Origin of the sequence: Acinetobacter puyangensis (assembly GCF_900096995.1) — a bacterium.
GTDB lineage: Bacteria > Pseudomonadota > Gammaproteobacteria > Pseudomonadales > Moraxellaceae > Acinetobacter > Acinetobacter puyangensis.
Window position 1 is genome coordinate 612,610 of record NZ_OANT01000001.1, and the last position, 16,656, is coordinate 629,265.

Below are 16,656 nucleotides of genomic sequence, written 5' to 3' on the forward strand. Positions count from 1 at the left end.
TTGTGAAAACCTAGCTCAAAGTAGTATTTCACAGTAGAATATGCGCTCTTATCCTAGTCACATTGCGCTTAGGTTCAAAAGACCTGCCCGTGGAGCCAAAATCAACATGTTTATCGTGGCCGGTGCGTCAGCACATTCTGCATTTAAGAAAACTCAACTATTATCACGTCTAGCGTCAATTAGTTCTGTTCAATCTATAGATAGCCAATGGGTTTATTTGTTTGATCAAGCACTTAACGAAGGGCAGCAGCAATCTGCATTGCAACTGTTAAATGATGGTTCATCTTTTGAGCTGCGTCAGGCAGCAAGTGATGAAGTACAAATTTTAGTGACCCCGCGTGTGGGCACAATTTCACCTTGGTCTTCAAAAGCCACTGATATTTTCCAGAATTGTAATACGCCTGTACATCGTCTGGAGCGAGGTATTTTATATACGCTCAAAGGTGTGAAGGGTATCTCCAATGAAGTCAAACTGGCATTACATGACCGTATGACTGAAACAGTCTTTGCGCAAATTGATGATGCCAAGGCATTGTTTACTGAAACTGAACCTAAGCCTCTAAATAGTATTGATATTCTGGGACAGGGCAAACAGGCATTGGTTCAAGCCAACAGTGAATTTGGTTTTGCTTTGTCGGATGAAGAGATTGATTACTTAACTGATGCCTTTACCAAACTGGGGCGCAATCCGCATGACATCGAATTGATGATGTTTGCACAGGCCAACTCGGAACATTGCCGACATAAAATTTTTAATGCAGAGTGGACCATTGATGGTGAAAAACAACCATTATCCTTGTTCCAGATGATTAAAAATACCTATAAGGAATCACCGGCAGATGTATTGTCGGCTTATAAAGACAATGCTTCGGTGATTGTAGGCTACGACACCATGCGTTTTTATCCAAAAGCCGATGAAAACGGACATTATGTCTATAAATATAAAAGTCAGGCCGCCCATATCCTGATGAAAGTGGAAACCCATAACCATCCAACCGCCATTTCACCATTTGCTGGTGCGGCGACAGGGTCTGGTGGTGAAATTCGGGATGAAGGCGCAACCGGTCGTGGTGGTAAACCTAAAGCAGGTTTAACTGGTTTTACCGTTTCCAATTTGAATATTCCGGGTTTTGAACAACCGTGGGAAGATCAATATGGCAAACCTTCACGTATGGCATCACCGTTACAGATTATGATTGATGGACCGCTTGGTGGTGCAGCCTTTAATAATGAATTTGGTCGTCCGAATCTCAATGGTTATTTCCGTACTTTTGAACAAAAGGTCAATGGCGACGTTAAAGGTTTTCATAAACCGATTATGATCGCCGGTGGTTACGGTAATATCCGTCCAGATCATGTGGAAAAAGACGCCATTCAACCGGGTGATTTATTGATTGTACTGGGTGGTCCAGCCATGTTGATTGGTCTGGGTGGCGGTGCAGCTTCATCGGTAGATAGCGGTACCATGGGTGAAAATCTGGATTTTGCCTCAGTACAACGGGAGAATCCGGAAATGGAACGTCGTTGTCAGGAAGTGATTGATACTTGCTGGCGTATGGAAGATGCCAACCCTATTGTTTCTGTGCATGATGTCGGTGCGGGCGGGATTTCTAATGCGATGCCGGAACTGGTCAATGATCACGAACTTGGTGCAGTACTGAACTTACGTAAAATTCCATCGCTTGAACCAGGCATGTCACCGATGGAAATCTGGTCGAATGAAGCGCAAGAACGTTATGTGTTGGCAATCCATCCAAAATCATTGCCATTATTTGAATCCATTTGTAAACGTGAACGTTGTCCGTTTGCTGTGTTGGGCGAAGCAACTGAAGCACGTCATTTAACCGTAGAAGATCCATTATTCGAAAACAATGCGGTAGATATGCCGATGCAGGTATTGCTTGGTGGTACACCGCGTATGCAACGTGCTTATGACAGCACTGAGCGTCAGGGCAATGCGTTTGATGTTACCAAAATCGATCTAAAAGATGCGATTTTCCGTGTGTTAAAAAATCCGACCGTGGCTTCAAAATCATTTTTAATTACCATCGGTGACCGTTCTATTACTGGTATGGTGGCTCGTGATCAAATGGTTGGACGCTGGCAAGTGCCTGTCGCAGATGCTGCGGTGACCACGACCAGTTTGCAAGGCTTTACTGGTGAGGCGATGGCGATGGGTGAGCGTCCACCTGTGGCATTGTTAAATCCTGCTGCTTCGGCACGTTTGGCTGTGGCAGAAGCCATCAGTAATATTGCTTGTGCCAATATTGAACAATTGGGCGACATCAAATTATCTGCCAACTGGATGGCAGCAGCAGGGCAAAAAGGTGAAGACCAGGCCCTGTTTGAAGCGGTAAAAACCATCGGTATGGAAATCTGTCCAGCTCTTGATATTGCCATTCCTGTTGGTAAAGATTCATTGTCTATGCGGACCACGTGGAATGATGAGGGTGAAGACAAATCAGTCACCTCACCGATGTCGCTGGTGATTACTGCCTTTGCACCTGTTAATGATGTACGTAAAACCTTAACGCCGGAATTAAAAGCTATTGAAGGCTCTGTACTGGTACGTATTGATTTATCCAAAGGTCAATTCCGTTTAGGCGCATCCATTTTGACGCAGGTCTATAAAGCCATTGGTACAACTGCGCCAGATGTGGATTCTTTTGAAGATTTAAAAGATTTCTTTGCCTTGATTCAGGACTGGAATAATCGTGGTCTGATTCAGGCTTATCATGACATTGGTGATGGTGGTTTACTGGCGACTGTGGCAGAAATGATATTTGCATCACGTCTGGGTGTGGTATTACAACCACAAAGTATTGCAAGTCTGTTTGCCGAAGAAATTGGTGCAATATTACAAATCAAGACAGAGGATTGGCAAAGCTTGCAGGCAGAAATTGCACAATCGAGCTTAAAAGATGCTATTAGTTTGATTGGTCAAGTGAATCACAGTGACCAACTTAAGGTTAATGATTTAACACTTGATCGTGCCGAGTTACAACAAGCTTGGACAGAAGTGTCACACCAGATTCAGCGTTTGCGTGATAATAACGAAACAGCGGATCAGGAATTTTCTTTAATTACCGATCAAAACCATCAAGGGTTAATTGCTCAAGCAACGTTTGATTTAAATGAAGAAATTGAAGCACCTTATATCAATTTACGTCGTCCAAATATGGCCATTCTGCGTGAACAGGGGGTTAATGGTCATGTAGAAATGGCGGCAGCCTTTGATAAAGTTGGTTTTAATACCATTGATATTCATATGAGTGACTTGCTGGCTGGTCGTATTAGCCTTGATGAATTTGAAGGTTTAGTGGCATGTGGCGGTTTCTCCTACGGTGATGTATTGGGTGCAGGCGGTGGCTGGGCAAAATCTGTGTTGTTCAATAGCAAATTGCGTGACCAGTTTGAAAAATTCTTCCATCGTGATGAAACCTTTAGTTTAGGGATCTGTAACGGTTGTCAAATGCTGTCACAACTTGCACCACTCATTCCGGGTGCAGAAGACTGGCCACGTTTCCACCGTAATACCTCAGAAGTTTTTGAAGCACGTAGTGTCAATGTTCGTGTAGAAAAATCGGTCTCGGTATTACTTGAAGACATGCAAGGTTCGATTTTACCGATTGCAGTGGCGCATGGCGAAGGTCGCGTAGTGGCAACAGATGCCAAACTGTCTGCTTTAAATGCAGGCAATCAGGTGATTTTGCGTTATGTGGATAGTCAGGGTAATCCAACTCAGCAATACCCGCTTAATCCAAATGGCTCACCTGAAGCGATTACGGGTGTGACCTCCAAAGATGGTCGTGCCACCATTATGATGCCGCATCCGGAACGTAACTTCCGTGCTTTGCAACACTCGTGGAAACCGGAGGATTGGCAAGAAGATGGCGCATGGTTAAGAATGTTTAGAAATGCACGTAAGTTTTTGGGTTAAATATTTTTGATCTAAGGGTACAATTTTGGAATCAGTCATAATTATTATGGCTGATTTTTTATGCATATTTTGGCACCTTAAAGGTCCAGATAAATCCCCAAATTAATGCGATCAAGCCAAAGCTAAAGCTATGCAATAATGTTCCACCATTTTGAATATATAGTTTTGCCAGCCACGGACCTAGTAATTGGGTGCCAGCATACAGGCTAATCAAGAGTGCATATAGTTTTGCCCCTTGTTGCGGTTGGAAAAACTTGGCAATACGTTGTGAACTGACCACAGTACCCATAAAACTTGCGCCCATGAAGATCGCACAGATTAGTATGCCAAAAATATTGGGAAATATTAACACCCCGGCAACACCAATAATTTGCATTAAATAAGAACCTAGTAAAGCAAAACAGTCAGTAAATTTTGCGCCTAGCCAGTTCCAAAACGGTAAAAAAATCAAGCAGGCAAGAGCAGTCACTAGCCAGACATTTTTGACCCAGAACGCATGCTGACTTGCAACATCATGTGCCAGTGTGGGTAAAAATGTCATAGGTAAGATATAACCCAAACCTGCGCCAGCATAGGCAATAAATAAAGGCGTGGTATTGTGATCAAATAATTTTTGTGAAGAGGATACGCCTGACGAATGAGGGGGCTGGATTACAATCTGATTAAGATAAAATACACTATAGAGTGTCAGTGGAATACTAAAAAAGGCCACAGGTAACCAGCGCATTGCACCGGTAAAAAGATTGGCTGTCCAGTCAATTAATATACTATCCAGAATTAAACCAATAGAAACGCCAAGATAAACCAGCCCACTGAGATGTGTCTTTTGATGTGTGACTAGCCATTCCAGAATCAACGAAGGAGCAAGAACAAAGACAATGCCGTTGGTGATGCCATTGAGCAGTCGCAAGATGAGTAAAGCATCAAAATTGCTGATCCAGCATTGTAATAATGTGCAGAAGCAATTAAGGATTAAAGAGATCAATAGGAGTGGTTTTAGTTGATGGGCTTGGCTAAACTTAACCGCAGATAGTGCACCGATTAAATAGCCTGCATAATTCAAGGTGGCTAAATTGGCGCCTTGTTCGATACTAAACATGCCATCTTGAATAAAATATGGTAGCAAGGGTGTAAAAGCAAAGCGACCAATGGCATGTACCACAATCAATGCGGCAATACCTGCACAGATATAAATCTTTGCCTGTTTGGAAACAGTAGGAGAAGAAAAATTATCCATAATTTAAATGATGTCCCGATCAGTCGCCAAGCTTACACTATTTATTATTTGAATCATTGTACAGTGATTTAGAAAGTGTAATTTCGACATGCATGAATTTTGATAAAGAACTATGTGGTTTTATTATAGATTTACCAGAAATATCAGGGTAATATTTCTGGCGTTTTAAAAATATTATGTATTTACCAATGGTTGACTCACCAGAAAATCGGGTGGTGTCAAAATGGTATCGCGAATTTCACTGGAAAGTTCAGGATAATCCAACGTGTAATGTAACCCGCGTGATTCTTTACGCTGCATAGCACAGCGTACAATCATTTCAGAAACCAGAACCAGATTACGTAGTTCAATCAGGTTTTTACTGACTTTATAGCCCTGATAATAGTCTTCAATTTCATGTTTGAGCATTTCAATGCGGTGGAGCGCCCGTTCCAGACGTTTGCGACTACGGACAATACCGACATAATTCCACATGGAGGTGCGTAATTCATCCCAGTTTTGGAGGATCACCACATCTTCATCAGAATTTTCGACCTGTGAGGCATCCCAGTGTTTGACTGTATTGAAACGAGGAGCCTGTTCAAATTCTTGTTGAATATGTTTGGCTGCACTCATGCCATAGACAAAACATTCCAGTAGTGAGTTACTGGCCATGCGATTTGCGCCATGTAAACCGGTACATGATGTTTCACCAATGGCATACAGTCCGTTAATATCAGTACGACTATGCTGGTCAACGATTACACCCCCACAGGTATAATGTGCCGCAGGAACGACAGGAATCATATCCTTGGTAATGTCAATTCCCAGTTCAAGTAGACGGGCATAAAGTGTCGGGAAATGTTCTCGAACAAATTCCGGAGATTTATGTGTAATATCTAGCCAGACATGACGTAGACCAAGACGTTTGATTTCATAGTCAATGGCCCGAGCCACCACGTCGCGAGGAGCCAGTTCAGCACGTTCATCAAAGCGCAGCATAAAACGCTCGCCATCGGGCAAACGTAAATACGCACCTTCACCGCGCATCGCTTCGGTAATCAGAAATGAACGGGCTTGTGGATGATAAAGACAGGTCGGATGGAACTGATTAAACTCCATATTGGACACACGACAGCCAGCGCGCCAAGCCATAGCAATCCCATCACCTGTAGCAATATCCGGGTTTGAGGTATAAAGATAGGCTTTCATTGCGCCACCACAGGCAAGCGCAGAAAAGGGCGCTAGAAAGGTTTCAACTTCGCCGCTTTCTTCGTTTAACGCATAAACGCCGATTGCCCGATTGTCTTGTGATGCCAGTTGGGCTTTTTGTGTGGTAATGACATCAATCGCAATCACATTCTCGAATAGCTGAATATTCTGTTTTTCTTTGGCACGTTGTACCAGTGTGGTTGAAATGGCTTTGCCCGTAGCATCGGCAGCATGGATAATCCGTCGTTGTGAATGTCCACCTTCACGCGTTAAGTGTAAATTATCCTGTTCATCTAGGGTAAATTGCACACCTTGCTTCAATAAAAAATCAACTGCATCCTGTCCGCCTTCCACAGTAAATGTCACTGCATCGAGATGACATAAATGTCCACCTGCAATCATGGTGTCATCAATATGTTGTTCAATAGAGTCTGACTGATCCAGTACTGCGGCAACGCCGCCTTGTGCATAGTAGGTGCTGGCATCCTGTAAATGGGATTTGGCCAAAATGGCGATTTGATAATGATCCGGTAGAGAGAGGGCTAAAGTAAGTCCTGCGCCGCCGCTTCCAATGATGATGACATCAAAACAATGAGGCGATTGTTTGGGCGTATTCATAAGAATATTAAATGAGATGATGGAAATCTTTTTAAGATACTACAAATCATGAATTTTGGTACTCACTTAAAATGATATTCATTATTGATAATAAAAATATACAGCGGTGGAAAAAGTCACAATTCTTTACGGAAATTTTTACCTACACATGCTAAAAAAGCTGTTATTTAATAACGGGCTAAGTTTTATGAAAAAATTAAATCATGCCTTGGGCATAATGACATTTGCAGTAACAACAATGACTGCTCAAGCAGCGATTCCGGTTGATTTTTCCAATTTGGTTGAGCAGGTAAGTCCTGCTGTGGTGAGTGTGAGTGCAACAAAATCCCTGTCACAACAAGAAATGATGCAAGAGCAGGTTCCTGAGTTATTAAGACGCTTTTTTGGTAATCAAATTATTATTCCGCAGCAACAAATTCCGCGGGAACAAAACGCCTATGGCAGTGCTTTTTTTATTAGTTCAGACGGTTACCTCCTTACCAATCATCATGTGATCAAAGATGCATCCAAAGTCACCATTACATTAAATGATCGCCGTGAACTCGATGCAGATGTGGTGGGCAGTGATGAGCGCACCGATGTGGCCTTGTTAAAAGTCAAAGGTGATCGTTTTCCTGCACTTAAAACCGGTGATGTGGATCAGTTAAAAGTGGGGCAACCAGTATTGGCTATTGGTTCTCCATTCGGCTTTGATTATTCTGCTTCGGCCGGGATTGTCAGTGCCAAATCGCGAACCATGTTTAATGAAACCTCAGTGCCCTTTATCCAGACGGATGTGGCTTTAAATCCGGGTAATTCTGGCGGACCTCTGTTTAATGAGAAAGGCGAAGTGGTAGGCGTGAATTCCCGTATCTTTAGTGGTACCGGTGGTTATATGGGATTGTCTTTTTCCATTCCAATCGATGTTGCAATGGATGTGGTAAATCAACTCAGAACCACTGGCAAAGTATCCCGTCCATATTTGGGGGTGATGTTGCAGGATGTGGATCGTAATCTTGCAGAAGCATATCGACTAGATAAGCCGGAAGGGGCACTCATTACTCAGGTTGCACCAAACTCTCCAGCGCAAAAAGCTGGTTTAAAAGCCGGTGATATTATTCTCAGTTATAATGGACGTAATCTGGTACGCACCTCGGATCTGATTAATCTGATTAATCGTACCCAGATCAATCAAAAAATTAATTTGACGATTTTACGCAATCAAAGACGGCAGGAGCTTGCGGTTACACTGGTATCTTCTCCGGATGAAACTCCGCCTGCAAAAAAAGAAAGCGCAGATAATCCAAGTTCAAAGCTTGGGATAGCATTGCGTGAATTAAATGCGCAAGAAAAAGCACGGTATAAATTGCAGGGGGTGGTGGTTCAAAATTTATCCTATGCGGGGCTAGCTGCACGTTCAGGTATTCAACAGTATGATGTCATTACTCAAATTGCAGATAAGCAAATCAAGAGTTTAGCTGATTTTAAACAGGCAATAGAAAGTATCGATAAAAAAGCGGTTGTGCCAGTTTATATTGTGCGTCAAGGACAACCTACAATTTTGGGTCTGAGACTTGATAATTAATGATTTTTAATAGGATAACTATAGTCTAAATAGCGTGGAGCTCTAAAAGAATATAGATTTTAATGTGATTGCCCGGTGGGATTTAATCTTTGGATTAATCATATAATAATATTATTTTATTGGTCATAATATGTGTTCTATTCACCACTTTTAATCAAAGTGGTGAATAGGAATACATTAATATTAATAGAGCAATATGCTGTAATATTTAACTTGGCATTATTTTTCTATCATATACTTTAATCAATATATTAATATGTTTTGGCTTGAATTAAGTCAGATAATAAATCAATGGCATTTTGCAATTTATGATGATCTTCATTCTGTTTAATTTCGATATTTAAGCGTAATAAGGGTTCGGTATTAGAGCTACGAATGTTAAAACGCCAATCCCCAAAATCTGCCGAAATACCATCGGTATGATCTAGTATAGGGCTTTGATCTTTAAAATGATTTAATACCTGTTGAATGGTTTTCTGACTATCCTCAACTTTAAAGTTAATTTCGCCACTACATGGATACTTAGCAATCATACCATTAACCAAAGTTGACAATGAGGTTTGTTTCTTTGAAAGTAAGTCGATGACCAATAACCATGGGATCATACCGCTATCGCAATAACCAAAATCACGGAAATAATGATGAGCACTCATTTCGCCACCATAAATGGCATTTTCCTGACGCATAATGTCTTTGATAAAAGCATGTCCGGATTTTGACTGTACTGCCACACTGCCATCATATTGGCTGACCACATCCAGTGTATTCCAGACCAGACGAGGATCGTGTACAATTTTTTCCTGACTCGATTTGGTCAGAAATGCTGCTGCCAACAGTCCGACAATATAATAACCCTCAATAAACTGACCTGTTTCATCAAATAAAAAACAACGGTCAAAATCGCCATCCCATGCAATACCAAGGTCCGCCTGATGTGCTAACACAGCATCACGAGTGACACCTTGGTTCTCAAGCAGGATTGGATTAGGGATGCCATTGGGGAAATTACCGTCTGCTTCATGATTAATTTTGATAAAAGTCACAGGTACATTGTTCTGTTTAAAACGTTTTTCAATTTCATCAATCACGTGACCTGCTGCACCATTGCCTGCATTCACCAGTAGTTTTAATGGCTGGAGCTGTGTAATATCAATATAGCTCATCAGGTGGTCAACATATTCCGGCACAATGTTGTATGAGGTGGTTTTTCCTGTTTTGGTTGGTGTTTTGAAGTCACCATTTTCTGCAATACGCTGTATGTCTTTTAGGCCTGTTTCTATGCTTATTGGTCTGGCATTTTCCCGTACCAGTTTCATGCCATTGTAATTCATTGGATTATGGCTGGCAGTGATTTCTATCCCACCTTGGACATCGAGATGAAATGCAGCGAAATAGACTTCTTCCGTACCTGTCATCCCTAAATCCAGCACATCAACGCCTGCATCATTTAGCCCTTTAATCGTGGCTTGTTTTAAGCTTTCACTGGAAAGACGGATGTCACATCCGACGGCAATGGTTTTGGGTTGATATAAATCGCCATAAGCTCGTCCAACACGATAGGCAATCTCTTCATTTAATTCAGTGCCTAGTTCACCGCGAATATCATAAGCCTTGATACATTTAATTTTCACGCATGCTTTCCTTAAAATAAAACCAATATATAAATTGCTGGCTATTATACGAGAATATCTTGTGTTATAAAGTTAAAAATAGCAGCATTTTATTACAAACTGCTATATTTGTTTTGCTATAATCCATGAAAAATTTTTGATGTGAATAATTTATGAAAGTTAAAAAAGCTATTCTACCTGTTGCTGGTTTTGGTACACGACTTTTACCAGCCAGTAAATCGATTCCTAAAGAAATGATTACTGTAGTCGATCGCCCTGCAATTGATTATGTGGTTCAAGAGGCGGTTGAGGCGGGCATTGATACCATTATTTTGGTGACTCATCCGGCGAAGCAGGCGATAGAAAATTATTTTGATCGAAATGCAGAGCTTGAAGCCTTATTAGAGAAGAAGAAAAAAAATGATCTGTTGCAACAAATTAGACAGATTATTCCGGAGCATGTCACTGTGGTGGCTGTGCGTCAGCCGCAACCGCTAGGCCTAGGGCATGCAGTACTGTGTGCAGAAAAAGTCATCGGCGATGATCCATTTGTGGTATTACTACCTGATGTATTGGTTGATTCCTCCGATAAAAATAATCTGGCACAGATGATTGAGCAATTTGAGCAACATCAGGCTTCCCAGATTATGGTTGAAAATGTTGCACCTGAACGCGTGGATCAATATGGTATTGTGCGCTTGGAGGAGGTTGATGGACAGCAGAGCAATAATATTCTGGAGTTGGTTGAAAAGCCCCCAGTTAATGAAGCGCCATCAACATTAGCTGTTGTTGGACGTTATGTATTTACCCCAGAAATCTTTAAATATTTGCATTTAACGCCAGCGGACCGATCTGGTGAAATTCAGTTAACTGATGCAATGGCACAACTGTTAGGCGAACAAAAAATTCAGGCCTTTACCCTAAAGGGCGAAACATATGATTGCGGTAGTAAAATTGGCTACATCAAGGCAATTGTTCATTACACTTTAAAACGTGATGATCTTAAAGCACAATTGATGGATTTTCTTGATACAATTAAATAAAGAATAAGCTATGTATATTCAAATTATTGGTGCCTCTGTAAATGCAGCAGTTATAGCATATCATCTTGCAGATGTTGGCCATAAAATCTTTTGGCAACCACAAGATGAGGCGTTATTGCTTAAATTACAACAGCGTCAAATCATTTTTGATGACGTTGATTTAACTATGGCAGTTAATCGCCAGTTGGAAAGCTCTCAAATTGCAGTAGATCAATGCGGATTAAGTGATGTAAAAGTCTGTATTTTGGCTTTGGCGTATGAACAGTATGGTTGTTTTGAGCAACAGGATTTTAGTCGTCAGTTTAAACAATTTGATTTAGTGATCAACTATTCTCATTTGGCTTTGGGTAAAACCGAAGAGTTAAAGCTGCTGATTGCAAATCCAAATGTTGTTTATATTCCAGACTTTTTACAAGAAGGTAATCTGTTACGTAGTTTTCTCACCCCAAATTTAATTATTGGTTGCGAAAGTGGTATTCAGATTAAGTTGCTGGTACAAGAAATTTTTAGACCTATTTTTCCTTTGCTGACGCAATATAATTTTATGTCAGTACGTGCAGCAGAATTCACCAAGCTTTCCATATCTGGTTTTCTGGCGACCAAAGTCAGTTTTATGAATGATTTGTCAAATGCGGCAGAAGCATTGGGTGTGGATATTGAAGAAGTGCGTGTGGCCATGTCTACGGATACGCGTATCGGTAAACAATATCTATATCCGGGATGTGGTTTTGGAGGGGGTAATCTTACCCGTGATGTGCTGACGCTAAAAGAAGTGGTACAAGAAACCGGAAGTGTCAATGGTTTGCTGGATAAGATCTGGGATATTAATGAATATCAAAAAGAAATTATTTTTAGAAAGTTATGGACCTTGTTTGACTGTCAACTCAAAGACAAGGTGATTGCTTTTTGGGGCGCTGCATTTAAACCGAATACCAATAGTCTGGCGCAAGCCCCCATTCTTAATATTCTTGAGGCCTGTTGGGCCCAAGGTGCTATTACTCAGGTGCATGATCCAAGAGCGCTGGAAAATTTAAGACAACATTATCCGGATCAGCCATTACTGGTATTGTGCGATCATCAATATCAGGCTGTGGAAAATGCTGATGCTTTGTGTCTAGTCACGGAATGGAAGCAATATTGGAGTCCGGATTATATTGAATTGCGGCAAAAAATGAAGCGTTTGAATCTGATTGATGGGCGCAATATTTATAATCCGCAATATGTTAAACAACAAGGTTTTCATTATTTAGGAATAGGTCGTTAAACAAGATGACGAGTAGACTTATGCTGGATGCAGAACAACAATTGCAAACCCTTGCAAAAAAATTTAAGAATATTCATTTAAATGATTTATTCCAATCCGATCCTGAGCGTTTTGAACATCTTCATATCGAAAATAATGGCTTACTTTTTGACTATAGCAAAGAGCGATTGGATCAAAATGTTTTAGACCAGTTAATTGCACTTGCTCACGAAAAACAGCTTGGGCACTGGATTGATAAATTATTTTCCAAAGAACATATTAATCATACCGAACAGCGGAGTGCGATGCACTGGGCATTACGAACGCCTCGGTCAAATGATGAAAATGATCCGAATTTTGATGTCAATCAATTGGTTCATGAGCAACTTGATAAAATGGCAGAGATTGTACATAAAATTCAATCTGGTCAGTTTAGAGGGACAACAGGCGAAAAAATTACTGATGTTGTGAATATTGGGGTGGGTGGATCAGATCTTGGACCATTGATGGTGTGTCGTGCGCTTGCCCCTTATCAAAAAGCGACTGATCAGATCAATGTTCATTTTGCCTCAACCATGGATGGTAGTCAGTTAAGTCAGATTGTTGAAAATCTGCGTCCAGCATCGACTTTATTTATTATCTCGTCAAAATCATTTACTACAGTAGATACATTGTCCAATGCGGATACTGCAAGACAATGGCTGGTAGAAAGTCTGGGTGATCATGAATCGGTGATGCGTTGTCATTTTATTGGCGTATCAACCAGTACCGAAAAAATGCAAAACTGGGGAATTGCCCCTGATTTACAACTTAATTTATGGGACTGGGTCGGTGGTCGTTATTCTTTATGGTCTGCGATTGGTTTGCCGATCGCCATCTTGATTGGCATGGAGAGATTTAAAGAGTTTTTGCAAGGTGCATACTTTATTGATCAACATTTTCGTCAGGCCGATTGGCATGAAAATTTACCAGTACTTCTGGCATTGATTGGCATTTGGAATAATAATTATCTGGATATCCATACCCATGCGATCTTACCTTATGATGGACGGCTGGAATTTTTTACCTCTTATCTCCAACAACTAGAAATGGAGTCGAATGGTAAATCCATCAGACGAGATGATTCACAGGTTGATTACCCAACCTGCCCAATTATCTGGGGTGAGGTGGGACCCAATGCGCAGCATGCTTTTTATCAATTACTACATCAAGGCACGCTAACGGTGTCAACAGATTTTATTATTGCCAAGACCCGATATCGTAATAAACAGTTAAGTAAGCGTGATAAACCGTTTGAGGCCTTACAGAAACAGCATCTTTTGTCGATCTCGAACTGTCTGGCGCAGTCCAGACTATTGGCTTTTGGTAGCCATGCGGTAAAAAACAGTGAATCCATGCCTTCATATCGTCAATATTATGGCAACAAACCCAGTTCAACCATCATTATTCCGCAACTTGATCCGTTCTATCTGGGGGCATTGATTGCCTTGTATGAGCATAAGGTATTTGTACAGTCGGTGCTTTGGGATATCAACCCATTTGATCAGTGGGGCGTAGAAATGGGCAAAGCCATTGCACAGGCGTTATTGCCTTATATTGCCAGTGACGAGGTGGATGACACGCTTGATAGCTCGACCAAAGGTTTATTAAAAGCATTTGATTAGTCTGTAAATGATGCGGAGATTGGGGTATTTATGTCTGATGAAGGAAGACTTGCCCTAATCTAGGAGAACGTTGGAATATGAGTCAATTGTTTGAGCAGGTCTTGATGGTTCAACCTGAACATCTGGATGCATTAGGACATGTCAATAATGTGACCTATGTGAGTTGGATGCAGGACGTTGCATTGGCGCATACCACAGCACTAGGCTTGAGTCTGGACGATTATTTGCAGATGAATCATGCCATGGTGGCAAGTGAACACCATGTCAAATACCGTAAAGCCTGTTTGCTGGGTGAGCAATTGATTTTGCGAACCTGGCTTGGTGAGCTCGGTCCATTTTCTTCGGTTCGACACTATTTTTTTTATCGTCCCACAGATCAGTCCATTGTCTTTCAGGGATATACCGTTTGGGTGTGTGTTGAAATTTCAACCGGAAAATTAAAACGTTTATCCCCTACATTTGTGCAAGCCTATCAACCCTTAGATTCTGAAATTGATCCGACACATTTTGCGTCAGAATAGTTGCTTGACGAGAGTATCAATTGCAAGGGATTTTGATTATACTGCTGACAAATTTTTATCCATAAATTGACACGTTGTCAGCATATTTAGTCTATTAAGGTCGTTCATGGCAGCAGCTAAAAAATCTACGCCGATTAGTAATATTCGTAACTTTTCCATTATTGCGCACATTGATCATGGCAAATCAACACTTGCCGATCGTTTTATTCAGATGTGTGGTGGCTTGCAGGATCGTGAAATGCAAGAGCAAGTACTGGATTCAATGGAATTAGAACGTGAGCGTGGTATCACGATTAAAGCTGCGTCCGTCACCTTGTACTATACTCATCCCAATGGTCAAGAATATCAGTTGAATTTTATTGATACGCCAGGACACGTCGATTTTTCCTATGAAGTTTCCCGTTCTTTGGCTGCGTGTGAAGGGGCATTGCTGGTTGTTGATGCTGCACAGGGCGTTGAGGCGCAATCGGTGGCGAATTGCTATACTGCAATTGAACAGAATCTTGAAGTTTTACCTATTTTAAACAAAATTGATTTACCACAAGCTGAACCTGAGCGTGTGATTCACGAGATTGAAGAAATCATTGGGATTGAAGCCACCAATGCACCGACCTGTTCTGCCAAAACAGGCCTAGGCGTGGAAGGTGTATTGGAACGTTTGGTTGATGTGATTCCTGCACCCCAAGGTGATCGTGAAGCACCTTTACAAGCATTGATTGTCGATTCATGGTTTGATAATTATCTGGGCGTCGTGTCTTTGGTCAGAATTAAGCAGGGTCGTATTCGTAAAGGCGACAAGATGCTGGTTAAATCCACCGGGCAGACTCATCCGGTGACTTCTGTGGGTGTGTTTAATCCAAAACATACCGAAACAGACATACTGGAAGCGGGTGAGGTTGGATTTGTCATTGCCGGGATCAAGGATATTTTTGGTGCGCCAGTAGGTGACACCATCACATTGTCTGCAACGCCACAAGTACAATCTTTACCGGGCTTTAAAAAGGTCAAGCCGCAGGTTTATGCAGGTTTGTTCCCGATCGATTCCAGCGATTTTGAACCTTTCCGTGAAGCTTTGCAGAAATTGCAAATTAACGATTCTGCATTGTTCTTTGAACCGGAAAGCTCTGATGCATTAGGTTTCGGCTTCCGCTGCGGTTTCCTTGGTATGCTGCATATGGAGATTGTACAAGAACGTCTGGAACGTGAGTATGATCTTGATCTGATTACCTCGGCACCGACGGTCATTTATGAAGCAGTCACCAAAAAAGGTGAAACCATCTATATTGATAGTCCATCAAAAATGCCGGATGGCAGTACCATGGAAGATTTGCGTGAGCCGATTGCCGAATGTCATATTCTGGTGCCACAAGAGTATTTGGGTAATGTCATGACATTGTGTATTGAGCGCCGTGGTGTGCAGCAAGACATGAAGTTTTTGGGTAATCAGGTGTCGATCAGTTTTGAAATTCCAATGGCCGAAGTGGTGATGGATTTCTTTGATCGTCTGAAATCATGTTCAAGAGGTTTTGCATCACTGGATTACAATTTTGTACGTTTTGAAAGTTCCAGTTTAGTTAAAGTAGATGTGCTGATTAATGGTGAAAAAGTAGATGCCTTGGCGATGATTTGTCATCGTGATGATGCACGTCACCGCGGAATTGCACTGGTTGAGAAAATGAAGGATCTGATTCCTCGTCAAATGTTTGATGTGGCTATTCAGGCTGCTATTGGTGCTCAGATCATTGCCCGTTCAACGGTTAAAGCGATGCGTAAAAACGTACTTGCCAAATGTTATGGCGGTGATGTAAGTCGTAAGAAAAAATTACTGTCCAAACAAAAAGAAGGTAAGAAGCGTATGAAGCAGGTGGGCAGTGTGGAAATTCCTCAAGAAGCGTTTTTAGCTGTGCTACAAGTAGATAAAAGATAAGGTGCTGCATTATGGATTTTGATTTTAACTGGATTCTGGTGCCTGCAACACTGATCTTCTTTGTGATCTGGTTACTGGATAAATTGCTTTTTAAACAG

At 41.4% G+C, this 16,656-nt stretch carries 10 protein-coding genes; 7 read left to right on the top strand and 3 right to left on the bottom strand.

The features are described 5' to 3' along the window. Positions 1 to 106 precede the first annotated feature (106 nt). Positions 107 to 3,940: a phosphoribosylformylglycinamidine synthase gene (purL, locus tag CRO21_RS02875; protein WP_097077817.1), complete on the top strand. Its 3,834-nt coding sequence runs from the start codon at positions 107 to 109 to the stop codon at positions 3,938 to 3,940. A 58-nt stretch (positions 3,941 to 3,998) separates the two neighbouring features. Here purL and CRO21_RS02880 read toward each other — a convergent pair whose 3' ends face one another. Next, positions 3,999 to 5,177 carry a YbfB/YjiJ family MFS transporter gene (locus tag CRO21_RS02880; RefSeq protein WP_097077818.1) on the bottom strand — a complete coding sequence of 393 codons (1,179 nt, stop codon included), beginning with the start codon at positions 5,175 to 5,177 and terminating at the stop codon, positions 3,999 to 4,001. A 174-nt stretch (positions 5,178 to 5,351) separates the two neighbouring features. Continuing rightward, complete coding sequence (gene nadB / locus CRO21_RS02885) at positions 5,352 to 6,986, bottom strand: L-aspartate oxidase (protein WP_097077819.1); 1,635 nt, start codon at positions 6,984 to 6,986, stop codon at positions 5,352 to 5,354. A 217-nt stretch (positions 6,987 to 7,203) separates the two neighbouring features. Between nadB and CRO21_RS02890 the strand changes: the two genes are divergently transcribed. Further along, positions 7,204 to 8,550 (top strand): Do family serine endopeptidase, encoded by a 1,347-nt coding sequence (locus CRO21_RS02890; RefSeq protein ID WP_228150356.1) that lies wholly within the window; start codon positions 7,204 to 7,206, stop codon positions 8,548 to 8,550. Positions 8,551 to 8,801: 251 nt separating this feature from the next. Here CRO21_RS02890 and CRO21_RS02895 read toward each other — a convergent pair whose 3' ends face one another. Beyond that, entirely contained in the window at positions 8,802 to 10,181 is a 1,380-nt protein-coding gene (locus CRO21_RS02895; protein ID WP_097077821.1) for a phosphohexomutase domain-containing protein, read from the bottom strand. Positions 10,182 to 10,333: 152 nt separating this feature from the next. Between CRO21_RS02895 and galU the strand changes: the two genes are divergently transcribed. The 5 genes from galU (at position 10,334) to lepA (ending at position 16,558) form a co-directional block, all read left to right on the top strand. Continuing rightward, entirely contained in the window at positions 10,334 to 11,203 is an 870-nt protein-coding gene (gene galU, locus CRO21_RS02900; RefSeq protein WP_097077822.1) for a UTP--glucose-1-phosphate uridylyltransferase GalU, read from the top strand. Between the two features lie 10 nt (positions 11,204 to 11,213). Next, on the top strand, positions 11,214 to 12,467 hold the full coding sequence (locus CRO21_RS02905; RefSeq protein WP_097077823.1) for a nucleotide sugar dehydrogenase: 1,254 nt from the start codon (positions 11,214 to 11,216) through the stop codon (positions 12,465 to 12,467). A 5-nt stretch (positions 12,468 to 12,472) separates the two neighbouring features. Then, positions 12,473 to 14,110: a glucose-6-phosphate isomerase gene (gene pgi / locus CRO21_RS02910; RefSeq protein ID WP_097077824.1), complete on the top strand. Its 1,638-nt coding sequence runs from the start codon at positions 12,473 to 12,475 to the stop codon at positions 14,108 to 14,110. Positions 14,111 to 14,187: 77 nt separating this feature from the next. Continuing rightward, complete coding sequence (locus CRO21_RS02915; protein ID WP_097077825.1) at positions 14,188 to 14,631, top strand: acyl-CoA thioesterase; 444 nt, start codon at positions 14,188 to 14,190, stop codon at positions 14,629 to 14,631. 106 nt (positions 14,632 to 14,737) lie between these two features. Then, positions 14,738 to 16,558 (top strand): translation elongation factor 4, encoded by a 1,821-nt coding sequence (gene lepA, locus CRO21_RS02920; RefSeq protein WP_097077826.1) that lies wholly within the window; start codon positions 14,738 to 14,740, stop codon positions 16,556 to 16,558. Positions 16,559 to 16,656 lie beyond the last annotated feature (98 nt).